The organism is Nonlabens sp. (assembly GCF_018401815.1).
Taxonomy (GTDB): domain Bacteria; phylum Bacteroidota; class Bacteroidia; order Flavobacteriales; family Flavobacteriaceae; genus Nonlabens.
Window position 1 is genome coordinate 1 of the sequence record NZ_JAGYKG010000030.1, and the last position, 1063, is coordinate 1063.

A 1063-nucleotide genomic window follows, 5' to 3' on the forward strand; every position below is an offset into this window, starting at 1 on the left:
CACTGGAAAGGTTTTGTCTGATAGTGGTTTACGGTTTGAGTCTGAAAATGGCGAGAGATTCTATGTTAACCACCGAGGTGCGCAGTCGGCTCAAGGGTCTTCTCTGACCTCAAAAGGCCGCGCCGCCCTTGGAAAGCGATTTAGGTGGGGAGGGGGACCGGTCATTTATGGGGATGATACTAATGCAACTCTAGGTATCATGGCCACAGAAGATAACACTACAGTTGAAATATCTGGCTATGACCCTAGTATTGTTTTTCGGAAAGGCTCTGATGTAGACGCTATTAAAGACGACAGGCTCTCTATCACGTTGAACCGAGGCCAATCATACGTTTTGGAATACGCAATCCGAAATCTTCCAAATTATAACGGATCAAAAACCTATGATGAATGGATGGGTGCATTAATAGCGGCAGATAAAGATATCGTTGTGAGCTTAGGAAATGCATTGTATTCACCGAGTAATGATGGCGGTCGAGATATTGCGATAGATCAGATCATCCCTGAGAATTTGCTTGGTAATGAATACGTTTTTGTGAGAGGTTATGGTAGTGACGATAAGGAATTCGCCATCATTATTGCCACTCAAAACGGTACAGAGTTATATGTTAATGAGGCCTTGACACCAATAACGACAATTGACGCTGGTGAGTATTACATCGTTCCTGGGTCATATTATTCTGGTAGTTCAAAAGTCCGGCCAGGAGAAAACATGTATGTAAGGGCATCAAAACAAGTCTATGCCTATCACTCGACTGCAGGTGCTGATAATGGCGCTAACGTTGATTATAACTTTATTGCACCTGTTAATTTCCTTCTAGACAAGGAGGTTAATTTTATACCTGCAGTTGATAAACTCGCGACAACAACAATTAAAGGAGGAGTGAGTATCATTTCAGCGGCTTCTGCAACTGATTCGGAGCTGGAAGTGTATGAAGATGGATCTCCTCAAGATTTGTCAGGTTTGCGAAAAGAGGTCAGTGGCTCTAAACTATGGGTTACCTATTTTCTTGATGGGCTAACAGGTGATATTAGGGTTCGATCAACCAATTCAATTGCGGTC

At 42.9% G+C, this 1063-nt stretch carries 1 protein-coding gene; it reads left to right on the forward strand.

The window, feature by feature from the left end; all coding sequences use genetic code 11:
- The coding region (locus tag KG732_RS13000) for an IgGFc-binding protein (RefSeq protein WP_300980466.1) at positions 1-1063 on the forward strand (1063 nt) is incomplete at both ends.